This is a genomic window from Methylobacterium mesophilicum SR1.6/6 (genome assembly GCF_000364445.2).
GTDB classification, from domain to species: domain Bacteria; phylum Pseudomonadota; class Alphaproteobacteria; order Rhizobiales; family Beijerinckiaceae; genus Methylobacterium; species Methylobacterium mesophilicum_A.
In genome coordinates this window covers 30,888-51,106 of sequence record NZ_CP043538.1, presented here as the reverse complement: position 1 = coordinate 51,106, position 20,219 = coordinate 30,888, and the positions used below count along the sequence as shown (strand labels likewise).

Below are 20,219 nucleotides of genomic sequence, written 5' to 3'. Positions count from 1 at the left end.
ATCCTGTGATCCGGTGATCCTGCCCGGGAGCGAACCGCATGGCCTATCGTCACGTCGTCGGCCCCCGCACCCACGCCTTCGCGGACCTCGCGGCGCTCATGGCCAAGGCGACCCCGGTCCGATCCGGTGATCGCCTCGCCGGAATCGCGGCCGAGTCCGCGGAGGAGAACGCCGCCGCACGCTGGTGCCTCGCGGAGGTTCCGGTCGCCGACATCCTGGCGCGGCCGCTGATCCCCTACGAGAGCGACGACGTCACCCGGCTCATCCTGGACGGGCACGACGCCGCGTCGTTCCAGGAGATCGCACACCTCACCGTGGGTGACTTCCGGGAATTCCTGCTCACCGCTTCGACGGAGACGTTGACCCGGATCGCCCCGGGGATCACCCCCGAGATCGCCGCCGCGGTCTCCAAGATCATGCGCAATCAGGATCTGATCTCGGTGGCGCGGAAATGCCGGGTGGTGACCCGCTTCCGCAACACGATCGGTCTGCCCGGCACCCTGGCGGTACGCCTGCAGCCGAACCACCCGACAGACGATCCGAAGGGGATCACGGCCGCGGTCCTCGACGGTCTGGCGCTCGGCTGCGGCGATGCCGTGATCGGCATCAACCCGGCCTCCGATTCCGTGCAGGCAATCGGTGATCTGCTCCAGCTTCTGGATACGCTGATCTGCCGGCACGCGATCCCGACCCAATCCTGCGTGTTGACGCACGTCACCACGACGCTCGCCGCCATGGAGCAGGGCCTGCCGGTCGACCTCGTCTTCCAGTCGATCGCCGGAACCGAGAAGGCCAATGCCAGCTTCGGCGTCACGCTGCCCATCCTGAAGGAGGCGCACGAGGCCGCGCTCGCCCTCAGACGGGGGCGCTCGGCGACAACTGCATGTACTTCGAGACCGGCCAGGGCTCGGCGCTCTCGGCAGACGCCCATCACGGCATCGACCAGCAGACGCTGGAGGCGCGGGCCTACGCGGTGGCACGGGCGTTCCGGCCGCTTCTGGTCAACACCGTCGTGGGCTTCATCGGCCCGGAATACCTCTACGACGGCAAGGAAATCATTCGGGCGGGCCTGGAGGATCACTTCTGCGGCAAGCTCATGGGCGTGCCCCTCGGTGTCGACGTCTGCTACACGAACCACGCCGAGGCCGATCAGGACGACATGGACACGCTGCTGACGCTCCTCGGGGCGGCCGGCTGCACCTACATCATGGGCGTGCCGGGGGCCGACGACGTGATGCTGAACTACCAATCCACATCGTTCCACGACTCCCTCTACCTGCGCGAGGTGCTCGGCCTGAAGCGCGCGCCCGAATTCGAGGCTTGGCTGCACGCGCTCGGCCTCACGGACGGGACCGGTGCCTTGGTCCCGGGTGCCGAAGCGCCGCTCCTGACATCCGCGCCGGACCTCGCGGCATGAGCGACCCGGCCGCGATCTGGAGTCGGCTCGCCGGCCTGACGCCCGCCCGGATCGGCCTCGGCCGCGCCGGCAGCGGCCTGCCGACCCGGGAGGTGCTGCGCTTCGGACTCGACCACGCGCAGGCCCGCGACGCGGTCCATGCGCCTCTCGACGAGCCGGCGCTCACCCGCGCCCTCACGGATCTCGGTCTCGCTCCGCTGACGGTCGGTTCGCAGGCGCCCGATCGGGCGACCTATCTGCGCCGGCCTGATCTCGGCCGCAGGCTCGCCACCGAGGATCGCGCCGTGCTCGAGGCCCGGGCTGCCAAGGCCGACCTCGCCATCGTGGTCGCGGACGGCCTCTCGGCTCGGGCGGTGCATGAGAACGCCGCGCCGCTGGTTTCGGCGTTCAAGCCGCTCGTCGACAAGGCCGGATGGACGCTGGCACCGGTCGTCATCGCCCGGCAGGCGCGGGTCGCTCTCGGCGACGAGATCGGCCACGCCCTTGGCGCCCGCGCAGTCGCCGTGCTGATCGGCGAGCGCCCGGGCCTCTCGTCCCCCGACAGCCTCGGCATCTATCTCACCTTCGGTCCCCGGGCGGGCCGCTCGGATGCCGAGCGCAACTGCATCTCGAACGTGCGGCCAGCCGGGCTGACGCACGATCGCGCGGCGTTCAAGCTTCACTGGCTGCTCGATCGCGCGCTGGCTGTCTGCCTCACCGGGGTGACGCTCAAGGACGAGAGCGACCGCGCCCTGATTGACGCGACCGCCGCCTCGGTTCTGCCCGGTCCGGCGCACCCATCGGCATAGATGTCGTCGCGAACTCCGTGCCGGTCCGACGGCGCGGTGGAAGCTTCGGCACAAATCAGGTCCGGCCGCCCGGACGCCTCAAGTAGTCACGTCCCAGCATCGCCGGGGAGCGACTGCGTCGCGTCCGCCGCGCTTTGCGGCTGGGAAGCGCGCGGCATCGTCAGAGAAGTCTTGGTATCTCGACGCCATCGGCGATCGCGGCGGAATTATCCTTAATCTTCTCCAACGCGGCGAAAACACCGTAAGCGTGGCTGTGGCGGGGTCGCAACACCGTAAAACGATCCCGGCTCCGCCCTCAGACCTGCCCGTAAACGCCGCGATCCCGCCATAGTCGGGGCCCACCTCAACAACCGCGGTAAACGACAATTTCGACAACGATTTACCGATCGGAAACGGGGACTTCCCGAGACGCGGACGGCTTTTCCGGCACATCGCGAACGGCGGTGTGCCGCGGTCTCTCGCACCCTCGGGATTGGCTGCGCGAAGGCTTTGTCTGAGGTCATGGTGACGCGTTTGAACGACAAGTCGAAGCTGCCGAGCCGCCACGTCACGGAGGGGCCGGACCGCGCCCCGCACCGTTCCTATCTCTACGCCATGGGTCTGACCCGCGAGCAGATCCACCAGCCGCTGGTCGGCGTCGCCTCCTGCTGGAACGAGGCTGCGCCCTGCAACATCTCGCTGATGCGCCAAGCGCAGGCGGTGAAGAAGGGCGTCGCTGCGGCCAACGGCACGCCGCGCGAGTTCTGCACCATCACGGTCACCGACGGCATTGCCATGGGCCATGGCGGGATGCGCGCCTCCCTGCCGTCCCGGGAAGTCATCGCCGACTCGGTCGAGCTGACCATGCGCGGGCACGCCTACGACGCCCTCGTCGGCCTCGCCGGCTGCGACAAGTCGCTGCCCGGCATGATGATGGCGATGGTGCGCCTCAACGTCCCGTCGATCTTCATCTACGGCGGCTCGATCCTGCCCGGCTCGTTCCGCGGCAAGCCGGTGACCGTGCAGGACCTGTTCGAGGCGGTCGGCAAGGTCGCGGTCGGCGACATGAGCCTGGAGGATCTCGACGAGCTGGAGCAGGTCGCCTGCCCCTCGGCCGGCGCCTGCGGCGCGCAGTTCACCGCCAACACCATGGCGACCGTGTCCGAGGCGATCGGCCTGGCGCTGCCCTACTCGGCCGGCGCCCCGGCCCCCTACGAGATCCGCGACAAGTTCTGCGCCACCGCCGGCGAGAAGGTGATGGAGCTGCTCGCCAAGCAGATCCGCCCGCGCGACATCGTCACCCGCAAGGCCCTGGAGAACGCCGCCACGGTGGTTGCCGCCTCGGGCGGCTCGACCAACGCGGCCCTGCACCTGCCGGCCATCGCCCACGAGTGCGGCATCGCGTTCACGCTGTTCGACGTGGCCGAGATCTTCCGGCGCACCCCTTACATCGCCGATCTGAAGCCCGGCGGGCGCTACGTCGCCAAGGACATGTTCGAGGTCGGCGGCATCCCGCTGCTGATGAAGACACTCCTCGACCACGGCTTCATGCACGGCGACTGCCTGACGGTCACCGGCCGCACCATCGCGGAGAACATGGACCGGGTGACCTGGAACCCGGACCAGGACGTCGTCTACCCGGCCAACAAGCCGATCACCCCGACCGGCGGCGTCGTCGGCCTGAAGGGCAACCTTGCCCCCGAGGGCGCGATCGTGAAGGTCGCCGGCATCCCGGCCGAGAAGCAGGTCTTCACCGGCCCGGCCCGCGTGTTCGACGGCGAGGAAGCCTGCTTCGAGGCCGTGCAGACACGCGCCTACAAGGAAGGCGACGTGCTCGTCATCCGCTACGAGGGGCCCCGCGGCGGCCCCGGCATGCGCGAGATGCTGTCCACCACCGCGGCCCTCTACGGGCAGGGGATGGGCGACAAGGTCGCCCTCATCACCGACGGGCGCTTCTCCGGCGCCACGCGCGGCTTCTGCGTCGGCCATGTCGGGCCCGAGGCGGCCGTGGGCGGACCGATCGGCCTGATCCGCGACGGCGACGTGATCACCCTCGACGCCATCCAGGGCACGCTCAGCGTCGCCCTGTCGGATGACGAGCTCGCCGAACGGCGCAAGGCTTGGACGCCGCGGACCAACACCGCGACCTCGGGCTATCTCTGGAAATACGCGCAGGGCGTCGGGCCCGCCCTGTACGGCGCCGTCACCCATCCGGGAGGTGCCAAGGAGACGCAGACCTATGCGGACGTCTAGGACTGACCTCAGCCGGCGCAGGGCGCCGGCCGGGGCCGATCCCGGTCGGTTCCGGTCTGCCAGGATGATCGCCGTCGCCGCCTGGGCATTCATCGCGATCGCGCTGCCGGCCGGTGCGCCCCACGCCCTCGACGCAAACGTGCGCACGCCCGTCCAGGTGCCCGTCGCGGACAAGAGCTACCGCTCGGCCAAGGACGCGCTCCGGGCCGGGATGCGCGAGTACAATGCCGGCGACAAGCAGGGCGCCGCCCGGGCGCTCGAATACGCGGCCGGCCAGGGCCATGCCTTGGCCCTGTGGAAGCTCGGCCGGATGTACGCGGACGGCGACGGCGTGCCGCATGACGACCTGAAGGCGTTCGAGTTCTTCTCCCGGATCGCCGATGCCAGCACCGATGACGGGCCCGATCCGCAAAACTCCGCGGTTCTGGGCAGCGCCTTCACGGCGCTGGGCACCTACTTCCTGGAGGGGATCAAAGGCAGTTACGTGCGCCCGAACCCCGAGCGCGCCTACGACATGTTCAACTACGCGGCGTCCTACTACGGCGACCCCAACGCGCAGTACAACCTCGCCCGGCTCTATCTCGACGGCACCGGCGTCGAGGCCGATCCGCGGCAGGCCGCGCGCTGGTTCAACCTCGCCGCCGAGAAGGGCCATCACCCCGCGCAGGCGCTGCTCGGCGACATGCTGGTCAACGGCCTCGGCGGTATCCCCGTCCAGCGCGTGAAAGGGCTGATGTGGCTGTCCCTCGCCCGGGAGGGCGCGGAAGGCCGCAAGGACGACTGGATCGTGGCCCTCTACGAGAAGAACTGGGCGGCCGCCAACGAGGACGACCGCGCCGAGGCCCAGACGCAGCTCCAGACGGTGGGCTCGATCAAGCGGCGGCGCTGACCGCCGCTCAAGCCTTCGCCGCCGCGATCGCTGCGACGAAGGACGGCCGCTCCAGGGTCGCCGAGACCCATGCGGCGAGCTTCGGCCAGCGCGCGTCGTCGACCGTGACCTTCGCCAGGCGGAGGTTGTGGAACGGTGCCGCCACGGCGATGTCGGCGATGCTGAACGTGCTGGCGACGAGGCAGGGCCCCTCGATCTGCGACTCCAGGTAGTCGAACAGCGGCGGCAGCGCCGTGTCGACGGTCCGCTGCGCCAGCGCCTCGTCGCCCTCTGTCTTGAACAGGCGAGGCTTGAGGAAGCGCTCGACGAACGGGATCAGCACCTGCCGGGTCAGCTCGCATTCCCCGAACTTCTCGAACCAGCGGGCGCGGGCGAGGCTCTGCGCGTCCGTCGGGATGAGCGCCGGTTGCGGATGCCGGCATTCGACATAATCGATGATCGCGCTCGAATCGGCCAAGCGGAAGCCGTCTTCCTCGAGGGCCGGGATCTTGCCGAGGGGGCTCGCCGCCCTGAAGCCCGGATCGCTTGAGTGGAAGCCGACCGGCCGATGCTCGAACGGGATGCCCTTCTCGATCAATGCGACGAGAACCTTGCGCACGTAAGGCGAAACGCTGCTGCCGTAGACGATCATCGTGTGGTCCCCCGGGATCCGGCGTCTCAGCCCGCCGATAGCTCAACCGTGACTGGAACATGATCCGACGGCTTGTCGAGGCCGCGCAGGTGCTTCTGCACGGAGGCCGCGACCAGACGATCCGCCGCCTGGGGCGACAGGAGAAGGTGGTCGATGCGGATGCCGGCATTCCGCTGCCAGCAACCGGCCTGATAGTCCCAGAACGTGTAGAGCCCATCCCGCGGATCGCAGGCGCGCAGGCCGTCGGTGTAACCTTCGGCCAGCAGGGCCCGGAACGCCGCGCGGCTCTGCGGCAGGAACAGGGCGTCCGAGCGCCACGCCTCGGGGTCGGCCGCGTCCGCCGGCTCGGGGATGACGTTGTAGTCGCCGGCCAGCACCACCGCGGTCTCGTCGTCCAGCAGCCCGCGCGCATGCAGCCGCAGCCGCTCCAGAAAAGCCAGCTTGTAGGGGTACTTCGGACTCGCCACCGGATTGCCGTTCGGCAGATAGATCGACGCCACCCGCACCGGCTGCGTCTCGGGTCCGGAGACGAGAGCCTCGATGTAGCGGGCCTGCTCGTCCTCGGAATCGCCCGGCAGACCGCGCCGGACCTCGGCCACGGCCAACGGCTTGCGCACCAGCAGCGCCACGCCGTTATAGGCCTTCTGTCCCAGCGTCTCCACCGCGTAGCCCGCCGCCTCGACCTCGGCGCGCGGGAAGGCCTCATCCTGGCATTTCAGTTCCTGCAGGCAGACGATGTCGGGCCGCGCCTCGTCCAGGAAGGGGAGCAGATGCGGAAGCCGCTGCTTGATCGAATTGACGTTCCAGGTGGTGATCCGCATCGCCTCGCTTCCGCTCGCCGCAGGGTCGTCATCCGCGCTTCGCGCCGCGCTGACAAGGCCATCCCGGCGCCATCCCGGCGCAAGGTCACGGATCTAGGGAGACCGGATGGATTGGTACGAGCCGATCGGGGCCTATTGCGAACGGGGCAGCGCCGGATTCTGGGCCGAGCCCGCGAACGCGTTGTCCAACGGGGCCTTCCTGCTGGCCGCCGCGGCGGCGGCGTGGCGCGCGTTCAAGGCCGAACCGCCGGACCGGATCTGCCTCGGCCTCGCCGGGCTGATCGCGGTGGTCGGTGTCGGCTCGTTCCTGTTCCATACGCTGGCGGTTTACTGGTCGATGCTCGCCGACGTGATCCCGATCGCGCTGTTCATCTACGCCTACTTGGCGCTCGCCCTGCGCCGCTTCCTGAGGTTGGCCCCGCTACGGGTCGCCGTCGCAATCGCCGGATTTGCCCTGTTCGGCTTCGCGCTGGCACCGACACTCGACGGGCTGACCGGAACCGACGTCTCCCGTTTGACCAACGGCTCGATCGACTACCTCCCGGCGCTGCTGGCCCTGTTCGGCACGGCCTGGGCCGCGACAGGCCGGCCGGAGGAGCGCCTGTTGCGCACCGGCCGTCGGCTTGCCGGCATTGGTGTGCTCTTCCTGATCTCGCTCGCTGCCCGCACCGCCGATCAGGCCGCCTGCGTCGTGGTCGCTACGGGCACGCATCCCCTCTGGCACGTCCTGAACGCCGTCGTACTCTACGCCCTCGTGGCGACGGCGATCCGGCATCGGGAGATTGCCGGATGAGCGGGTCATCGGCGGCGGGCGGTTTCCTTGCGGGCGGCCCGGATTTCTTGCAGAAGTGCGCCGCATCGGGCGCCCGTCCCATCGCGGTCGCCCGGGCATGGAAGGGGTCATGACAGTGAGCTTTCGCCTCGGGATCGCCGGGCTCGGCACCGTCGGTGCGTCGGTGGTCCGGATGGTCGAGCGCCGCCGCGCGGCCCTCGCTGCGGCCGGCCTCGACATCCGCGTCGCCGCGGTCTCCTCGCGCGACCGCAGCCGCGACCGGGGCCTCGACCTCTCGGGCGTCGCGTGGTTCGACGATCCGGTGGCCCTGGCGCGCTCGGGCGACGTCGACTGTGTCGTCGAGCTGATCGGCGGGGCCGAGGGCGCCGCGAAGGCCGTGGTCGAGGCGGCCCTCGATGCCGGCAAGCCGGTTGTCACGGCCAACAAGGCGCTCCTCGCGCGCCACGGTGCGGCGCTGGCGGCCCGTGCCGAGGAGACGGGCGTCGCACTCGCCTTCGAGGCGGCGGTGGCCGGCGGGATCCCGGTGATCAAGACCCTACGCGAAGGGCTTCCCGGCAACACGATTTCGCGCGTCTACGGGATCCTCAACGGCACCTGCAACTACATCCTCAGCCGCATGGAGCGCGAAGGCCTGACGTTCGAGGCCTGCCTCAAGGACGCGCAGGCGCTGGGCTACGCCGAGGCGGATCCGACCTTCGACGTCGAGGGATTCGATACGGCCCACAAGCTTGCGCTTCTCACGAGCCTCGCCTTCGGCACCGCGGTCGACGCCGAGGGGGTCTCGGTGGAGGGCATCTCCCGGGTGCAGCCCCTCGACCTGCGCATGGCGGACGAACTCGGCTACCGGATCAAGCTGCTGGGCGTCGCGCAGGCCGCCGAGGCCGGGATCGAGCAGCGGGTCCACCCGACCATGGTGCCGAAATCCTCGGCCATCGCCCAGGTGATGGGCGTGACCAACGCCGTGACCATCGACGCCGACGCCGTCGGCGAGCTGACCCTGATCGGGCCCGGTGCCGGCGGTGAGGCGACGGCCTCGGCTGTGGTGGCCGACATTGCCGACGTCGCACGCGGCATCGTGCGGGCGACCTTCGGCATACCGGCCGCCGCGATGCGCGCCAGCGAGCGCGTCGAGATGCAGCGTCATGAGGGCGGCTACTACATCCGCCTCACGGTTCATGACCGTCCCGGGGTCGCGGCGGGCGTCGCCCAGCGCATGGCCGAGCGCGAGATCTCGCTGGAGAGCATCCTGCAGCGCCGCACGGAGGGGGCTGAGACCGATCCCCGCGGCCGCTCCGGCCGACCGGTGCCCCTTGTGCTGATCACCTATGCGGCGACGGAGGGCAGCATCCGTGCGGCCCTGGACGCCATCGGTGCTGACGGCCTGCTCGCCGAGCCCCCGCAGGTCATCCGGATCGAGCGGGAGTAACGATCGGGGATTCGCCCACCTGTGGGCGCCGTCCCGGACTTAATGCATGATATTGGGCCCCGGTAAGCGGGGCTTAGGCTGAACGTCCGCCGCTCGACGGCGTTCAAAACGGGACCCGACTTCAAGATCGGGCCCGGACAAAGGCAGGAAACGATGGCTGACGCCCCCAGGTCCGCGCAACGCGGCGTTCCACGCACGCTCGCCCTCGAACTCGCGCGCGTGACGGAGCGCGCCGCGATCGCGGCCGCCCGACTGCGCGGCAAGGGCGACGAGAAGGCCGCCGACCAAGCCGCGGTCGACGCGATGCGCGACGAACTCAACACTCTCCCCATCCAGGGAACCGTGGTGATCGGAGAGGGCGAGCGCGACCAGGCGCCGATGCTGTTCATCGGGGAGAAGCTCGGACGCGGCGATGGGCCCGAGGTCGACATCGCGGTCGATCCGCTGGAAGGCACGACGCTCTGCGCGAAGGACATGCCCGGGGCCATCGCGGTGATGGCGATGGCCGAGCGCGGCTCGCTGCTCGCCGCGCCGGACGTGTACATGCAGAAGATCGCCGTCGGCCCGGGCTATCGGCCGGGTATCGTCGACCTCGACGCCAGCCCCACGGAGAACATCGCGGCGCTGGCCCGCGCCAAGGGCGTCGATCCGCAGCAGATCACCGCGCTGATCCTCGACCGGCCCCGGCACGCGGCGCTGGTCGCGGAGGTCCGGGCCGCCGGCGCCGCCGTGCGCCTGATCTCGGACGGCGATATCGCTGGCATCATCTTCACTGCCAGTCCCGAGGAGACCGGGATCGACCTGTATCTCGGGACCGGCGCGGCGCCCGAGGGCGTCCTCGCGGCCGCCGCCATGCGGTGCATCGGCGGCCAGATGCAGGGCCGGCTGATCCTCGACACGCCGGACCGGCGCCGTCGGGCCAGCGAGATGGGGATCGCGGATCTCGACCGGAAATACGACCTCACCGACCTTGCCAGCGGCGACGTCATCGTTGCCGCGACCGGCGTAACGGACGGCGCGCTCCTGCGCGGCGTGCGGTTCAAGACAGACCGGATCCAGACGGAGACGCTGGTCTATCGCTCCGAGGCGGGCACCGTCCGCCGTATCCTCGGCGAGCACCGGCGCGGGCTGAGTTAGACGCAGCCCGCCCCGGTTCGCCTGGGCTCAGTTCAGGACGACCACCTTGGTGCCGACGTTGACGCGGCTGAACAGGTCGATCGCGTCCTGATTGATCATCCGGATGCAGCCCGAGGACACGCTCTTCCCGATGGAGAACGGCTCCAGCGTGCCGTGGATGCGGAACAGCGTGTCCTTGTTGCCCTGCCAGAGGTACATGGCCCGGGCGCCGAGCGGATTGCGCAGGCCGCCCGCCACGCCGAGCCCGCTCTGCAGCTTGTCGACCTCGCTCGCGAGCTTCGGGCTGCGGGCGATCATCTCCTTGGGCGGATACCAATCCGGCCATGCCTGCTTGGAGTTGACCGTGGCGGTGCCGGACCACGAGAAGCCCTGCTTGCCCACGCCCACTCCATAGCGCCGTGCCCGGCCGTTCTGTTCCACCAGCGTCAGCTGGTGCGCCCGGGGATCGACGATGATCGTCCCGGGCTCGTAGGGCCCGTGATAGGCGATCTCCTGCCGCAGGAACGCGGGGTTCATCTTCTTGTAATTGAAGGCCTGGATCGGGAAGACGTCGTCGGCGACCGGTCCGTAGGCCTTCGCGTAGTCGATCGGCTCGTTGTCGGGCGCCCGGAGCACGGCCTTGGCCTTCGCGGCCTCGATCGGCGACAGGCCTTCGGCGGCCGGTGCGGTGCCCGGGCGGGCCGGCACGGCCGGCGGCGCGTCGAAGTCGGCCGCGGCCGGCGGAGGAGCGGCCGGCGCCCGCGGGCCGGGGCGGACGAAGTCGGTGCGACCCGTATAAGGCAGGTAGCGGTCGCCCCGCCGCACGTAATACGCGCCGTTCTGGTCCTGGTAGAGCTGCCCGTCGTCGCCGAAGCCGTCGATCCCGGACTCCGCGACCGGGCCGCGGCCCTGGGCCTCAGCAGTCGAAGCCAGCGCGAGAAGTGTGAAGCCGGCCAGCAGAAGGCCGCGGATTGGGGCGGACATGGTACGAATTTCCCTGGATGGCGTCACCGGGCTGTGCGACGGTGCGCGATCGAGCCGGCCGGCACGAAGTCGTTGGGCAGCTCAATCCGCGGCTTAGCAAATATCGCGCATCGCCGCCAAGTTGCCGCAAGCGTTGTCGGGCCGCCTTGAGGGTCTGGCGACCACTTTCTCCCAACGGGTGTTGCGGCTGTGCCTCAACGGTGCGCCGCCCCGGCCGGCGAGCCGACGCCCGTTTGCTCGGCACGACCTGCCTTGAACCGAGGCACCCGAAGGACGTGATCCGGGCCGGCTTCGGCAAGAGGCCATACCGCCATCGCTCAATCGCGCGAGGTCCGAAGCTTGGCACGCTCGCTGCATTGCCGCACTGGCCGCGCCTGCTGCGGCGGCGGAGCAACGGCGCTCCAAACAGCGGACGGTGTGAGTCCGGATCCCCGGCATGAGCGACCGCGTGACGGTTCGCCCTTTCAAGACGAGCACCTCTATGGCCAGCTTCAAGACCGTGATGAAGTCGGGTCACCCCCCGACGCTGTTCGCCGCCTTCCTGTATTTCGATTTCTGCTTCGCGATCTGGGTCCTGAACGGCGCCATGGGCCCGTTCATCACCGAGACTTACAAGCTGACCCCGGCCCAGACCGGTTTCATGATCTCCCTACCGATCCTCGCGGGCGCGCTCATGCGCTTCCCGCTCGGGGTTCTGGCCCAATATATCGGCCGCAAGAACGCCGCGATCACCGAGATGACCGTGATCATGCTGGCGATGGCCTACGGATACCTGTTCGTCTCCTCGTACAACCACGTGCTCGCCATGGGAGTCCTGCTCGGCATCGCGGGCGCCTCGTTCGGCGTGGCGCTGTCGCTGGGCTCGGGCTGGTTCCCGCCGGAGCACAAGGGCCTGGCCATGGGGATCGCGGGTGCCGGCAATTCCGGAACCGTGCTGGCGGTTTTGTTCGCGCCGCCGCTGGCGCAGGCCTACGGCTGGCAGACCACCTACGCCTTCGCCGGCGTGGTCATGCTGCTGCCGCTCGCCGTCATGATCGTGCTGGCCAAGGAACCGCCGGATTGCGAGCACCAGTCCTTCAAGGAGCACGTCTCCTGCCTGTTCACGAAGGACGGCTGGGCCTTCTCGCTGATCTACGTGATCACCTTCGGCGGCTTCGTCGGCCTGTCGAACTTCCTGCCCACCTTCTTCTACGAGCAGTTCGCCGTCACGAAGGTCGAGGCCGGGCGGCTGACCATGCTGGCGGCCTTCATGGGTTCGGGCATCCGGATCGTCGGCGGCTACTTTGCCGACCGGATGGGTGGGATCGCCGTCCTGTCGGTGGTGCTGCTCGCGGCGATCGCCACGTTCCTGTCGCTGACCGCGACCCCGTCGCTCGCCCTCACCACGATCCTGTTCATGCTGTGCTTCGCGGCGCTCGGCGCCGGCAACGGCGCGCTGTTCCAGCTCGTGCCCCTGCGCTGGCCCACCAACACCGCGGTGGCCGGCTCGATGATCGGCGAAGTCGGCGCCCTCGGCGGCGCGATCCTGCCGAACGTGATGGGCCTGTCCAAGCAGTATACCGGCTCGTTCTCGATGGGCTTCATCGGCTACGCCGCCTTCACCGCCCTGGTGCTCGGTTGCCTCGCCCTATGGCAGCGCAAATGGGTCGGGAGCTGGGTCGGGCCGCGCGGCAAAGCTCTCGGGACCGCCGCGGAGGCGGAACAGGGTCAGCTCCGGCCCGCCACCGCCTGACCACATCCTCCAGGCCGCAGCAGCGCGGCATTCGACGCGGGGACCCCGGCGGTCCCCGCTCTCGCTTGCTGGCAATCCGCACGTTTCACCTGAAGGATGCAGTTCAGCGGTTGCCTTCCGGCTCCGGAACCGTTTGAATAATGCATTACGAGAGAGCGCCCGACCCTGCGGTCGAGGCGCCCGACGACCGCGCGCGGCGGCGTCCACAGGTGGAGGAACGGTCGATGTCGAAGCGCATCAGCGCCACGAATGGCGTGCTCGGCCTGCTCTGCGTGATGTATTTCATCACCTATCTGGACCGGGTGAACATCGCCACGGCCGGCGCAGAGATCATGCGCGACTTTGGCATGTCCAAGACCGATTTCGGCTTGATCCTGTCGGCTTTCGCCTATCCCTACGCGATCTTCCAGGTGATCGGCGGCTCGGTGGGCGACAAGTTCGGCGCACGGCGCACGCTGCTCGCCTGCGGCGTGATCTGGGCCGCGGCCACGATCCTCACCGGCATGGTCGGTGGGCTGGTGAGCTTGTTCCTGGCGCGGGTGCTCCTCGGCTTCGGCGAGGGCGCGACCTTCCCGACCGCGACGCGTGCCATGCAGAATTGGACCGCGCCCGGCCGGCGCGGCTTCGCGCAGGGCATCACCCACGCCTTCGCCCGCCTCGGCAACGCCGTGGCCCCGCCGATCGTCGCGTTCCTGATCTACCATTTCGGGTGGCGGACCAGCTTCGTGATCCTCGGCGCCGTGAGCTTCATCTGGGTCGCGATCTGGTGGCTCTACTTCCGCGACGATCCGTCCGAGCACCCGGCGATCACCCGCGCGGAGCTGGAGACGCTGCCCCCACCCCGCAAGGTCGGCGCGAAGCAGAGCGTTCCGTGGGGCGCCCTGACCCGGCGGATGCTTCCTGTAACCGTCACGTATTTCTGCTACGGCTGGACGCTGTGGCTGTTTCTCGGCTGGCTTCCGAGCTTCTTCAAGGAGAATTACGGCCTCGACCTGAAGAACTCGGCGCTGTTCGCCTCCGGCGTGTTCTTCGCCGGCGTGGTCGGCGACACGGTGGGCGGGATGCTGAGCGACTCCATCCTGCATCGGACCGGCAAGGTGAAGCTCGCGCGTCTCTCGGTCATCGTGGTTGGGTTCCTCGGCGCGGCCGCGAGCCTCGCCGGCGTGTTCATGACGCGCGATCTGACGCTGGTGGCGCTCCTCCTGTCGTCCGGCTTCTTCTTCGCCGAGCTCGTGATCGGGCCGATCTGGTCGGTGCCGATGGACATCGCGCCGAAATATGCCGGGACGGCGAGCGGCCTGATGAACACCGGCTCGGCCATCGCGGCGATCGTCTCGCCGATCGTCTTCGGCGTCATCGTGGACATGACGGGAAGCTGGACCCTGCCGTTCGTCGGCTCGATCGGCCTCTGCTTGCTCGGCGCCGGCCTCGCCTTCACGATGCATCCCGAGCGGGAGTTCGTGGAGCCCGCGACGGGACCCGTCGCCCCGGCCGCGACCGTGACGGCAGGAGAGTAGCGGAGGATGGCAGCATCCAGTGGACGGTCCGGTCCCCTCGCCGGGATGCGGGTGATCGAACTCGCGCACATCATGGCCGGCCCAGTCTGCGGGCTGATGCTCGCCGACATGGGCGCGGAGGTGATCAAGGTCGAGAAGATGGACGGCGACGACACCCGCCGCACGGTGCCGCCGGCTCTGGAGGGCGAGAGCGCCGCCTACATGATGATGAACCGCGGCAAGCGCGGCATCAGCCTCGACCTGAAGGATCCGGACGGGGTGGGCGTCCTGCGCCGCCTGCTCAAGGGCGCCGACGCGCTGATCGAGAACTACCGCGGCGGCACGATGGAGCGCCTGGGGATCGGCTACGAGACCCTGCGGCAGGAATTCCCGGAACTGGTCTACTGCTCGCTCTCGGGCTTCGGCCGCACCGGGCCCTACGCCGACCGCGCCGGGTTCGACCTCGTGGCGCAGGGCATGAGCGGGCTCATGTCGGTGACGGGCGAGGGGGCCGGCCGTCCGCCGATGAAATGTGGGCCGCCGGTGACCGACATCACCGCCGGCATCCTGGCCGCCATGGGCGTGCTGGCGGCCTATTCCAACCGCCTCCGGACCGGAAAGGGGCAGGCGGTCGACACGTCCCTTTTCGAGGCGGGGATCACCCACACCTACTGGCAGTCGGCCATCGCCATGGCGACCGGCACCGCCCCCGGCCCGATGGGCTCGGCCCATCCGCTGAACGCACCCTACGAGGCATTCGAGACCGCCGATGGCTGGATCACCATCGGGGCCGCCAACCAGACCAACTGGCTGCGGCTTCTGAAGGCGATCGGGGCGGACGCGCTCGCCGAGGATGAGCGCTTCGCCCATAATCGGGACCGGATGGCGAACCGGCACGAGCTCGCCGCGACCCTGGCGCCGGTGTTCCGGGAGCACGGCTCGGCGGAATGGCTCGCGCGCCTGGAGGCGGGGGGCGTCCCGGCCGGCCCGGTGCTGGACGTGAACGCCATGCATCGGGACCCGCAGACGCTGGCCCGGGAGATGGTTGTGGAGGTCAATCACCCGCGCGTCGGGCCGATGAAGACCCTCGGCCTGCCGGTGAAGTTCTCCGACACGCCCGGGCGCGTGCACGGGCCGGCCCCGTTGCTCGGCGAGCATTCCCGGGCGATCCTGGCGGAGGCTGGCTATTCGGCCGCCGAGATCGACGGCCTGATCGCGCGGGGAGTGGTCCGCGAGACCGCGGCCTGACCCCGCCGAACGGAGACCGTGCCATGAAAGCCGCGCCCGCGACCGACGAGCTGCTGTTCACCACGGACGAGGGCGGCATCGCCCGCATCGTCCTCAACCGGCCGCAGGCCCGCAACGCGATGACCTTCGCGATGTACCAGGGCCTCATCACCTGCTGCGACGCGATCACCGACGACCCGAATGTCAAGGCGCTGATCATCACCGGGGCCGGCGACAAGGCCTTCGCGGCCGGCACCGACATCGGCCAGTTCCGCAGCTTCAGCACCGCCGAGGACGCGCTGGGCTACGAGCGGTTCATGGATCGTGTGCTGGGCACGCTGGAGCGGCTGCGCGTGCCGACCATCGCGGCGATCGCCGGCGCCTGCACGGGCGGCGGCGCGGCGATCGCGGCGGCCTGCGACCTGCGCATCGCCACCCGTGATGCGCGCTTCGGCTTCCCGATCGCGCGGACGCTGGGCAACTGTCTGAGCCAGGGCAACCTCAAACGGCTCTCCGGTCTCATCGGCGCGGCGCGGGTCAAGGACATCATCTTCACGGCACGCCTCGTCGGCGCCGAGGAGGCGCTGGCCATCGGGCTCGTGGGCGAGGTCGTCGATGACCGCGACGCGCTCACCGAGCGGGTCGATACCCTGGCGCAGCTGCTGGCCGGACACGCACCGCTCACCATGCAGGCGACCAAGGAAGGGCTGCGGCGCCTCGCCGAGGAGGAGGCGCCCGCCGACGGCGCGCCGCATCCGGGTGATGACCTGATCCTCATGTGCTACATGAGCCAGGATTTCCGCGAGGGCATGGAGGCCTTCCTGGGCAAGCGGCCTCCGAACTGGACCGGCCGCTAGGCGCCGCCTTCAGCCGGTTTCCTGGCAGACATCGACCCAGGTGGCGGCGGTGAGCGCGGCCATCCGCTCCGGCGCGATCCGGACCGCGCTGTGCGTGCTGCCGGCGGCCGGCACGACCTCGTCGAACGCCTTGAGCGAGACGTCGCAATAGACTGGCAGCGGCGCGACGAGCCCGAACGGGCACACGCCGCCGACGGGGTGGCCGGTGATGGCCTCGACCTCTGCCAGATCGAGCATCCGCACCTTGCCGCCGAGGACTGCCTTGGCTTTCTTGTTGTCGAGCCGCGCGTCACCGCGGGTCACCACCAGGACGACCTGATCGCCGACCCTTAGCGAGAGGGTCTTGGCGATCTGCGCCGGGGCGACGCCGTGGGCTGCGGCGGCCTCCGCCACGGTTGCGGTGCGGGTTTCGAGTTCAAGGACCGCGATATCGGGCGCCTTCTCGGCGAAGAATGCCCGGACTGAGGCGAGACTCATGGCGGATCCTGGGACGCCGAACGGTGTGGGCGTTCACCTAAGCTGGGGCCGTTCGAGTCGCGACCGAAGTCTGGCTTCGCTTCGCGCATGGCGGGGCAGCAGAGTTGCACGCCCTCTTGCTAAGCGGAGTGCAACCCGCGCCGCCTCTCTCCCTCTCCCGCGAAGGGGGGGAGGGGGTGCGCGGCGGTCTCCGCCTTCAGACGGCCACCGCGCAAAATGCCTACCGCGTCGACGTCAGCAGCAGATCCGGCAGCCACATGGCGATCCCCGGCACGAGACAGAGGATCAGAATCGCCACCGCCATCAGCAGCACGAACGGCAGCGTGCCCCAGATGATGTCGGACAGCGGGATGTCCGGCGCGATGTTCTTGATGACGAAGATGTTGAGGCCCACCGGCGGGTGGATCAGCCCCATCTCCATCGTGATGGTCATCACCACGCCGAACCACACGAGATCGAAGCCCGCGGCCTTGAGCGGCGGCAGGATGATCGGCGCCGTCATCAGGATGATCGACACCGGCGGCAGGAAGAAGCCCAGCACGATCACCAGCGACAGGATCGTGACCAGCAGCACCCACGGCGAGAGCTGCATCGCCACGATCGCCTGCGCGGCCGATTGCGAGATGTGCAGGTAGCTCATCACGTAGGCGTAGAGCAGCGACATGCCGATGATCAGCATCAGCATCGTCGATTCCCGCAGCGTGGCGGTCAGGATCGGGCTGACGTCTCGGAACCGCCAGACGCCGTAGATCGCGGCGATCAGCGCCAGCGCCATGAGGCCGCCGAGGCCCGCCGTCTCGGACGGCGTGGCGTAGCCGCCGTACAGCGCCACCATCACGCCGGTCAGCAGGACCACGAAGGGCAGCACCCTCGGCAGCGTCGAGAAGCGCTGCGCCATGCTGTACTGCTCGTCCGCCAGGATCGGCGAGGCCGGGCCGCCGCGCTCCAGGGCCGCCTTCGCGGTCGCGTATTCCGAGCGGAAGCGGATCATCGACCACGTTGCGAACAGCCCGACCAGCAGCAGCCCCGGGCCGATCCCCGCGAGGAACAGCCGGCCCAGCGACTGCTCGGCCGCAACCGCGTAGAGGATCATGGTGATCGAGGGCGGCAGCAGGATACCCAAAGTGCCGCCGGCCGCGATGATCCCGGCCGCGAAGCCCGGCGAGTAGCCGCGCTTGCGCATCTCGGGGATGCCGGCCGAGCCGATGGCCGAGCAGGTCGCAGGGCTCGATCCCGCCATGGCGGCGAACAGCGCGCAGGCGAAGACGTTGGCGATGCCGAGGCCACCGGGGATGCGGTGCATCCAGGCATGCATGGCTGAGTAGAGATCCTGGCCCGCCCGGGACCGCCCGATCGCCGCGCCCTTCAGGATGAAGAGCGGGATCGACAGCAGGGTGATCGAGGCCATCTCCTCGTAGACGTTCTGCGCCACCGTATCGAGGGATGCGCCCGGCATGAACGCCACCATGAAGGCCAAGGCCACGAAGCCCAGCGCGAACGCGATGGGGATGCCCGACAGCATCGCGCCGAGCGTGGCGCCCGCGTACAGGAAGCCGATCGCGGCCGTGCTCATCGTTTACCCTTCGCGGTGACCGTTTGGCCCATCGGATCCGGACCTTCCGGAGCCAGGGTCTGGTTCAGATCGGCGCCGAGCCCGATCTTCGGCTTGGCCCAACCGGCCGCGCGGGGACCGTAGGCCAGCGCCTCCGCGATCTGGAGGGCGAATTGCAGACAGAGCAGGCTCATGCCGACCGACATGAGCGTGTAGGGGATCCACAGCGGCGGTCCCCAGGTCGATTGCGACACTTGGCCGTCGACCCAGGCCTCATGGTCGAGTGACCAGCTCTTCCAGGCGAAGAACAAGCAGAAGGCGAGGCTGACGCAATCGGCCAGCAGCAGCCGCACCCGGTTGGCGGCCGGGGGCAGCAAACCCGTCAACGCCTCGATCGCCACGTGGCCGCGCTTGGCCTGGACGCCGGCCGCGGACAGGAAGGTCGCGCCGATGATCAGGAACACCGCCATCTCGTCCTGCCACTCGGTCGGCTCCTTCAGCAGGTAGCGGACGACCACGCTGTGGGTCAGGACGAGGCAGGCCGCCACGAGGCACAGGCCGCCGAGCCCCAGGATCACCCGGTTCAGGAGCCGCATCGTCCGGTCCAGGACGCCAAGCAGCCCCGGCAGCCGGGGCTCGTCCGCGGCCCGGGCGTCCGGAGCCGCGGTCGCCGCGTCGAAGCCGTGGCTCACGCGACCTGCTCCGCGAGCTTGAGCAGCTCCGCGCAGTTCGCGTTCTTGCCGGCGTAGTCCTTCCAGGCGGTGCTCCGCGCGAGGTCGCGCCACTGACCGAGCGACTTCTCGTCGAGTTGCGAGACCTTGGCGCCCGCCTTGGTGAAGATCTCCTCGACGCGCGTGTCGTCCTCCTTGGCGCCGGCCTGCCCGAAGGCTTCGAGCTCGGTGCCGACCGCCATGATCAGGTCCTGCTGATCTTTCGGCAGGCCGGAGAACACGGTCTTGGACATCATGATCGGCTCGAGCATGAACCAGTAGGACCGCTCCCGGCCGGAGGTGAGCGCCTTGGCCAACTCTTCCAGGCGGAAGGAGATCAGGCTGGTGGACGAGGTGATGACCGCGTCGCAGGCGCCCGTCTGCATCGCCGCGTAGGATTCGTTCGACGGGATCGAGAGGGTGGCGGCGCCCGCCTCCTTCATCATCATGTCCATCTCGCGGGAGCCGCCGCGGACCTTCATGCCCTTGGCGTCGGCCGGAGCGACGAGCGGACGCTCGCGGCTGGCGACGCCGCCGGCCTGCCAGACCCAGGAGACGAGGATGATGCCCTTGGAATCGAGGATCTCGGCGAGCTTGCGGCCCACCGGGGCGCCCTTCCACGCCACGGCCTGGGCGTAGGAGGTCACTAGGGCCGGCATCAGGCCGATGTTGAGCTCCGGCACCTCGCCGCCCGCATAGGGGCTCGGATAGAGCGACATGTCCAGCGCGCCCTTGCGCATGGCGCCGAACTGCGCGTTCGTCTTCATCAGCGAGGAGCCGGGATAGACCTGGACCTCAAGCGCGCCCTTCGAGCGCTCGCTCACGGCCTTGGCGAACTTCCGGCACATGCGGTCCCGGAAATCGCCTTCGTCGATCGTCCCGCCGGGGAACTGGTGGGACAGCTTCAGCGTCGTGGCCGCACGCGCCGATCCGAGGCCGAATTTCAGGACCATCGGTGCCGCGAGGGCGGTCCCGACGAACGCGCGACGAGTTGGCGTCATGATACTCTCCCGCGCCGCAAACAAAGCGGCCGAATATTGTGCGATGCAATATTGCGCCGCTTCGTTGTAT

General features: G+C 69.3%; 17 protein-coding genes and 1 pseudogene. 11 read left to right on the top strand and 7 right to left on the bottom strand.

What is annotated here, in order from left to right:
• The first annotated feature begins 38 nt into the window (after positions 1-38).
• The 4 genes and pseudogenes from MMSR116_RS00220 (at position 39) to MMSR116_RS00205 (ending at position 5,326) form a co-directional block, all read left to right on the top strand.
• Positions 39-1,417: pseudogene (locus MMSR116_RS00220) on the top strand (ethanolamine ammonia-lyase subunit EutB).
• Entirely contained in the window at positions 1,414-2,205 is a 792-nt protein-coding gene (gene eutC / locus MMSR116_RS00215; protein WP_158168442.1) for an ethanolamine ammonia-lyase subunit EutC, read from the top strand. The pseudogene MMSR116_RS00220 and the gene eutC overlap by 4 nt, the downstream one beginning before the upstream one ends.
• Before the next feature lie 501 nt (positions 2,206-2,706).
• A complete protein-coding gene (ilvD, locus tag MMSR116_RS00210; protein ID WP_158168440.1) occupies positions 2,707-4,437 on the top strand; it encodes a dihydroxy-acid dehydratase in 1,731 nt (576 codons plus the stop codon).
• Positions 4,424-5,326, top strand: a complete 903-nt coding sequence (locus tag MMSR116_RS00205; protein WP_158168438.1) for a tetratricopeptide repeat protein — start codon at positions 4,424-4,426, stop codon at positions 5,324-5,326. Before ilvD ends, MMSR116_RS00205 begins: the two co-directional genes overlap by 14 nt.
• A gap of 7 nt (positions 5,327-5,333) precedes the next feature.
• Here the strand turns inward: MMSR116_RS00205 and MMSR116_RS00200 are convergent, their stop codons facing one another.
• Together MMSR116_RS00200 and xth are read right to left on the bottom strand one after the other, a co-directional pair.
• Positions 5,334-5,957, bottom strand: a complete 624-nt coding sequence (locus MMSR116_RS00200) for a glutathione S-transferase family protein (protein WP_158168436.1) — start codon at positions 5,955-5,957, stop codon at positions 5,334-5,336.
• Positions 5,958-5,983: 26 nt separating this feature from the next.
• A complete protein-coding gene (xth, locus tag MMSR116_RS00195) occupies positions 5,984-6,778 on the bottom strand; it encodes an exodeoxyribonuclease III (RefSeq protein ID WP_158168434.1) in 795 nt (264 codons plus the stop codon).
• 106 nt (positions 6,779-6,884) lie between these two features.
• On the opposite strand from xth, the gene MMSR116_RS00190 reads away from it, so the two are divergent.
• The 3 genes from MMSR116_RS00190 (at position 6,885) to glpX (ending at position 10,134) form a co-directional block, all read left to right on the top strand.
• The gene (locus tag MMSR116_RS00190; RefSeq protein WP_158168432.1) at positions 6,885-7,571 is read left to right on the top strand and encodes a ceramidase domain-containing protein; all 687 of its coding nucleotides are present in this window, start codon (positions 6,885-6,887) and stop codon (positions 7,569-7,571) included.
• 109 nt (positions 7,572-7,680) lie between these two features.
• Positions 7,681-8,997, top strand: coding sequence for a homoserine dehydrogenase (locus MMSR116_RS00185; RefSeq protein ID WP_158168430.1), 1,317 nt, complete (start codon positions 7,681-7,683; stop codon positions 8,995-8,997).
• Positions 8,998-9,150: 153 nt separating this feature from the next.
• Complete coding sequence (gene glpX, locus MMSR116_RS00180) at positions 9,151-10,134, top strand: class II fructose-bisphosphatase (RefSeq protein ID WP_158168428.1); 984 nt, start codon at positions 9,151-9,153, stop codon at positions 10,132-10,134.
• Between the two features lie 27 nt (positions 10,135-10,161).
• Here glpX and MMSR116_RS00175 read toward each other — a convergent pair whose 3' ends face one another.
• The gene (locus MMSR116_RS00175; RefSeq protein ID WP_158168426.1) at positions 10,162-11,097 is read right to left on the bottom strand and encodes a L,D-transpeptidase; all 936 of its coding nucleotides are present in this window, start codon (positions 11,095-11,097) and stop codon (positions 10,162-10,164) included.
• A gap of 481 nt (positions 11,098-11,578) precedes the next feature.
• Between MMSR116_RS00175 and MMSR116_RS00170 the strand changes: the two genes are divergently transcribed.
• The 4 genes from MMSR116_RS00170 to MMSR116_RS00155 all read left to right on the top strand — a co-directional run bounded on the left by MMSR116_RS00170 (position 11,579) and on the right by MMSR116_RS00155 (position 16,409).
• A complete protein-coding gene (locus tag MMSR116_RS00170) occupies positions 11,579-12,829 on the top strand; it encodes an MFS transporter (protein ID WP_158168424.1) in 1,251 nt (416 codons plus the stop codon).
• 224 nt (positions 12,830-13,053) lie between these two features.
• The gene (locus MMSR116_RS00165) at positions 13,054-14,346 is read left to right on the top strand and encodes an MFS transporter (protein WP_158168422.1); all 1,293 of its coding nucleotides are present in this window, start codon (positions 13,054-13,056) and stop codon (positions 14,344-14,346) included.
• Positions 14,347-14,352: 6 nt separating this feature from the next.
• Positions 14,353-15,573, top strand: coding sequence for a CaiB/BaiF CoA transferase family protein (locus MMSR116_RS00160; protein WP_158168420.1), 1,221 nt, complete (start codon positions 14,353-14,355; stop codon positions 15,571-15,573).
• Between the two features lie 23 nt (positions 15,574-15,596).
• Positions 15,597-16,409: an enoyl-CoA hydratase/isomerase family protein gene (locus MMSR116_RS00155; RefSeq protein ID WP_158168418.1), complete on the top strand. Its 813-nt coding sequence runs from the start codon at positions 15,597-15,599 to the stop codon at positions 16,407-16,409.
• Positions 16,410-16,418: 9 nt separating this feature from the next.
• Here MMSR116_RS00155 and MMSR116_RS00150 read toward each other — a convergent pair whose 3' ends face one another.
• The 4 genes from MMSR116_RS00150 to dctP form a co-directional block, all read right to left on the bottom strand.
• Positions 16,419-16,886: a YbaK/EbsC family protein gene (locus MMSR116_RS00150; protein WP_158168416.1), complete on the bottom strand. Its 468-nt coding sequence runs from the start codon at positions 16,884-16,886 to the stop codon at positions 16,419-16,421.
• A gap of 220 nt (positions 16,887-17,106) precedes the next feature.
• Positions 17,107-18,459 (bottom strand): TRAP transporter large permease, encoded by a 1,353-nt coding sequence (locus MMSR116_RS00145; RefSeq protein ID WP_158168414.1) that lies wholly within the window; start codon positions 18,457-18,459, stop codon positions 17,107-17,109.
• Complete coding sequence (locus tag MMSR116_RS00140) at positions 18,456-19,130, bottom strand: TRAP transporter small permease (protein ID WP_158168412.1); 675 nt, start codon at positions 19,128-19,130, stop codon at positions 18,456-18,458. The genes MMSR116_RS00145 and MMSR116_RS00140 overlap by 4 nt, the downstream gene beginning before the upstream one ends.
• Positions 19,127-20,149 (bottom strand): TRAP transporter substrate-binding protein DctP, encoded by a 1,023-nt coding sequence (dctP, locus tag MMSR116_RS00135; protein ID WP_158168410.1) that lies wholly within the window; start codon positions 20,147-20,149, stop codon positions 19,127-19,129. The genes MMSR116_RS00140 and dctP overlap by 4 nt, the downstream gene beginning before the upstream one ends.
• Positions 20,150-20,219 lie beyond the last annotated feature (70 nt).

Bases quoted from the DNA above. Each gene is read 5' to 3' on its own strand.
- eutC (WP_158168442.1), top strand. From the start codon at position 1,414: ATGAGCGACCCGGCCGCGATCTGGAGTCGGCTCGCCGGCCTGACGCCC.
- MMSR116_RS00200 (WP_158168436.1), bottom strand. From the start codon at position 5,957: ATGATCGTCTACGGCAGCAGCGTTTCGCCTTACGTGCGCAAGGTTCTC.
- MMSR116_RS00205 (WP_158168438.1), top strand. From the start codon at position 4,424: ATGCGGACGTCTAGGACTGACCTCAGCCGGCGCAGGGCGCCGGCCGGG.
- MMSR116_RS00170 (WP_158168424.1), top strand. From the start codon at position 11,579: ATGGCCAGCTTCAAGACCGTGATGAAGTCGGGTCACCCCCCGACGCTG.
- dctP (WP_158168410.1), bottom strand. From the start codon at position 20,149: ATGACGCCAACTCGTCGCGCGTTCGTCGGGACCGCCCTCGCGGCACCG.
- MMSR116_RS00175 (WP_158168426.1), bottom strand. From the start codon at position 11,097: ATGTCCGCCCCAATCCGCGGCCTTCTGCTGGCCGGCTTCACACTTCTC.
- glpX (WP_158168428.1), top strand. From the start codon at position 9,151: ATGGCTGACGCCCCCAGGTCCGCGCAACGCGGCGTTCCACGCACGCTC.
- ilvD (WP_158168440.1), top strand. From the start codon at position 2,707: ATGGTGACGCGTTTGAACGACAAGTCGAAGCTGCCGAGCCGCCACGTC.
- MMSR116_RS00155 (WP_158168418.1), top strand. From the start codon at position 15,597: ATGAAAGCCGCGCCCGCGACCGACGAGCTGCTGTTCACCACGGACGAG.
- MMSR116_RS00190 (WP_158168432.1), top strand. From the start codon at position 6,885: ATGGATTGGTACGAGCCGATCGGGGCCTATTGCGAACGGGGCAGCGCC.
- MMSR116_RS00165 (WP_158168422.1), top strand. From the start codon at position 13,054: ATGTCGAAGCGCATCAGCGCCACGAATGGCGTGCTCGGCCTGCTCTGC.
- MMSR116_RS00160 (WP_158168420.1), top strand. From the start codon at position 14,353: ATGGCAGCATCCAGTGGACGGTCCGGTCCCCTCGCCGGGATGCGGGTG.
- xth (WP_158168434.1), bottom strand. From the start codon at position 6,778: ATGCGGATCACCACCTGGAACGTCAATTCGATCAAGCAGCGGCTTCCG.
- MMSR116_RS00145 (WP_158168414.1), bottom strand. From the start codon at position 18,459: ATGAGCACGGCCGCGATCGGCTTCCTGTACGCGGGCGCCACGCTCGGC.
- MMSR116_RS00150 (WP_158168416.1), bottom strand. From the start codon at position 16,886: ATGAGTCTCGCCTCAGTCCGGGCATTCTTCGCCGAGAAGGCGCCCGAT.
- MMSR116_RS00185 (WP_158168430.1), top strand. From the start codon at position 7,681: ATGACAGTGAGCTTTCGCCTCGGGATCGCCGGGCTCGGCACCGTCGGT.